Source organism: Acinetobacter sp. Swhac1, from assembly GCF_013390985.1.
Classification (GTDB): domain Bacteria; phylum Pseudomonadota; class Gammaproteobacteria; order Pseudomonadales; family Moraxellaceae; genus Acinetobacter; species Acinetobacter towneri.
On record NZ_JACASN010000079.1, the window covers coordinates 1 to 2,606 of the forward strand.

The following is a 2,606-nucleotide window of genomic DNA, read 5'->3' on the forward strand; positions in this document are numbered from 1 at the left end:
GCTGAAGATCCTGATCCAACGACTGACAAGGTTGGCATTAATACTATGTTGCAGTGCGACCGAAGCGATCGAGGTATTAGGATTTTTGCAGGCATTGACAATACTGAGTTTGAATTCTTTGCTGTATTTTCGGCGTTTTTTAGCAACAGGAGGTGTTGCTGAATATATATCCATGTTCATGGATTAAGTCCCCACTTGTTTCTAAGTGGGGACTAAATTAAGGCTTATAGGATGAATTCAGAAGGTGTGTTCAGCGGACGCTTACTTATTTTCAATACACAATGCGTAATTTTCACCATTAAAGTAAATCTCAACTAGGATATCCATCCTTCTTAAAGTATCTAAGCGCCAATTCGTTTCTTCTAATTTCACTGTAATTTTAGATTTATCTAAGTTAATTTTTTGCCAACATTCATCTAATTCATTTTTTCTAATTTCAATCCATTTTTTAATAAAAAGATAATCTTGTCCATGACTCCCGTAAGGGTTTAGTAGATCGGCTAGGATATTACTAAGTGTTAATTCATCTGTACGAAAGTAGCTAAAAATAGAAAAATTTGGTGCTAGAATACTTTGATATCGATTTAAAAATAACGAATGTACTTTTTTTTCTCGAACAACCTCATCTAAGAAATTAAGTAAACCTTTTGGTTGCATAATTTCTCCTTATTATTAAAATATTTACGTTAAAAGGCTTAATTATTGGAATTTATAGTATATGCATAAAATTACGTTAATTCATGCGGATATTACAAGATTTCCAGTACAAGCTATCGTTAATTCAGCAAATAAATCTTTACTTGGTGGTAGTGGGCTTGATTATGTTATTCATAAAAAAGCAGGACCATTAATGAAAGCCGAATGTGTTCGCTTAAATAAAGAAAAAGGCGGTTGTCCAACAGGTCAGGCAGAGGTAACTACCGCAGGTAATTTACCTGCAAAATATATAATACATGCAGTTGGACCAAGATGGTTTGATGGTGAGCGTAATGAGCCACAGTTACTTTGTGATGCTTATAGTAATGCGCTTTTCAAGGCAAATGAATTTCATGCATCTACTGTTTCTTTTCCTAATATTAGTACAGGCGTGTATGGTTTTCCTCGACAATTAGCTTCTGAGATTGCCATTGGAACAATTCTATCTTTATTACCTCAATACGAGCATGTTGAAGAGGTATTCTTTATTTGTCGTGAAGAAGAAAACTTTATAATTTATAAAAATATTCTGTCAAAAATTGAGGATCCGAATATTCAAATCCTAATTTCTTAGATTAAATAATTGAGAGTTCATATAAGAATTCAGCTACAATTTTAGCTAATAATTCATGTTCTTCTTGTGACTCAACAATATCAACCATTAGATCATCTAAACCTGTTTGCTCTTGAATAGTGACTCCTTGGATTTCAAGATAAGTCAGCATCACAGCTAAGCCAGTTCGTTTGTTACCATCAACAAAAGCATGCCCTTTTGAAATTGCTATACCAAACCAGGCAGCGATCTCAAATATATCGCTTACATCGCTTACATCGCTGTAATACATCTGTTGATCTATACGACTTAAAACACTTTCTAGTTTTTCAATATGGCAGCCTGCCCGTCCTACACCAGTTTGTACTAGTATTTCGTCATGTACTGCTATAACAAACGTAGAGCTGATTAAACTCATTTATAAGCGAGCTCTTGAAGTTCCGCTTTATGCTGATTAATAACTCGTTTAGCACTATGCATCACAACACGTTTTGTTGCTTCATCATTGCTAAATTGAATTGGTAATACTTGACCTGAAACTTTTTGGCGATTTGAAACTTGATCAAGGCTATAGTCTTTTAAGCGTTTTCTCATATTCATAGCTCCATTAATAGAGATGTTTATTTTAGCTCAAATTTTACAATTAGGTGCGATAGTGAGGATCTTTTCTAGGAATAGCTGACTCAGAGTCTATATCAAAGAAATCATAAATCTTAGATGCAGTTCGGGAAGCAAATAATGTCTTATCCATATAGACAATTACTTTATCTTTGTTCATATCGTAAATTACCCGACCTCGTGGAATCTGCTCATATTCATAAGCTCTAAGCTCTGGATATTCACTTTGTACATTTTTCCAATACTCGATATGCGTGTAAGGACTATCAATTAAGCCAATTGAATCAGCATCACCTAAATTAAACACATGAGCTATACCTATGACTTTATTATTCCAATACCAAAAAATCCCTATGTTCATTATCAACCTGTATTTTTAATTTCTCTAAAATTAACATAATACACCTTATACGAAATGCGTTATAATTCCACTTAGAAATCAATGCTGTAGTTTCTAGTTGATAGCCCACCTTCCCCAAGGTGGGCTTTTTTTGTGATTTTTCACGTTCCACGCTTAAAATTCGAACAGTGTTTCATGATTTTTATAAGTTAAACTAAATTTAGTTGCTAATCCCAATAAGCTATTCACTAACTTGTAAATATCGGTATACTGCCTGACGACTAATCCCAAAAGCTTTCCCTAATGCCATTTTCGATGGATACTTCCCCTCCTTCCATGCTTGTCGTAAAGCTTCAGCTTGGTCAGGCTTTAGTTTATGCACCCGACCTTTGTACTTCC

Annotated in this window: 7 protein-coding genes; 1 reads left to right on the forward strand and 6 read right to left on the reverse strand. The window is 34.3% G+C overall.

Annotation, left to right across the window (positions count from 1 at the left end; genetic code table 11):
• Nucleotides 1–180: transposase (locus tag HX743_RS15815; RefSeq protein ID WP_178319654.1), on the reverse strand; the 180-nt coding region annotated here is incomplete at its 3' end.
• An 81-nt stretch (nucleotides 181–261) separates the two neighbouring features.
• Nucleotides 262–657, reverse strand: coding sequence for a PD-(D/E)XK nuclease family protein (locus tag HX743_RS15820; RefSeq protein ID WP_178319655.1), 396 nt, complete (start codon nucleotides 655–657; stop codon nucleotides 262–264).
• 61 nt (nucleotides 658–718) lie between these two features.
• On the opposite strand from HX743_RS15820, the gene HX743_RS15825 reads away from it, so the two are divergent.
• Nucleotides 719–1,270, forward strand: a complete 552-nt coding sequence (locus tag HX743_RS15825; RefSeq protein WP_178319656.1) for a macro domain-containing protein — start codon at nucleotides 719–721, stop codon at nucleotides 1,268–1,270.
• 1 nt (nucleotide 1,271) lies between these two features.
• Here HX743_RS15825 and HX743_RS15830 read toward each other — a convergent pair whose 3' ends face one another.
• The 4 genes from HX743_RS15830 to HX743_RS15845 all read right to left on the reverse strand — a co-directional run.
• Entirely contained in the window at nucleotides 1,272–1,667 is a 396-nt protein-coding gene (locus tag HX743_RS15830) for a type II toxin-antitoxin system death-on-curing family toxin (RefSeq protein WP_178319657.1), read from the reverse strand.
• Nucleotides 1,664–1,843 (reverse strand): hypothetical protein, encoded by a 180-nt coding sequence (locus tag HX743_RS15835; RefSeq protein ID WP_004679044.1) that lies wholly within the window; start codon nucleotides 1,841–1,843, stop codon nucleotides 1,664–1,666. The genes HX743_RS15830 and HX743_RS15835 overlap by 4 nt, the downstream gene beginning before the upstream one ends.
• 49 nt (nucleotides 1,844–1,892) lie before the next feature.
• The gene (locus HX743_RS15840; RefSeq protein ID WP_178319658.1) at nucleotides 1,893–2,228 is read right to left on the reverse strand and encodes a hypothetical protein; all 336 of its coding nucleotides are present in this window, start codon (nucleotides 2,226–2,228) and stop codon (nucleotides 1,893–1,895) included.
• Between the two features lie 220 nt (nucleotides 2,229–2,448).
• Nucleotides 2,449–2,606, reverse strand: a 158-nt coding sequence (locus tag HX743_RS15845) for a recombinase family protein (RefSeq protein WP_178319579.1), incomplete at its 5' end; no start/stop codon positions are given.

Bases quoted from the DNA above. Each gene is read 5' to 3' on its own strand.
- HX743_RS15820 (WP_178319655.1), bottom strand. From the start codon at position 657: ATGCAACCAAAAGGTTTACTTAATTTCTTAGATGAGGTTGTTCGAGAA.
- HX743_RS15825 (WP_178319656.1), top strand. From the start codon at position 719: ATGCATAAAATTACGTTAATTCATGCGGATATTACAAGATTTCCAGTA.
- HX743_RS15830 (WP_178319657.1), bottom strand. From the start codon at position 1,667: ATGAGTTTAATCAGCTCTACGTTTGTTATAGCAGTACATGACGAAATA.
- HX743_RS15835 (WP_004679044.1), bottom strand. From the start codon at position 1,843: ATGAGAAAACGCTTAAAAGACTATAGCCTTGATCAAGTTTCAAATCGC.
- HX743_RS15840 (WP_178319658.1), bottom strand. From the start codon at position 2,228: ATGAACATAGGGATTTTTTGGTATTGGAATAATAAAGTCATAGGTATA.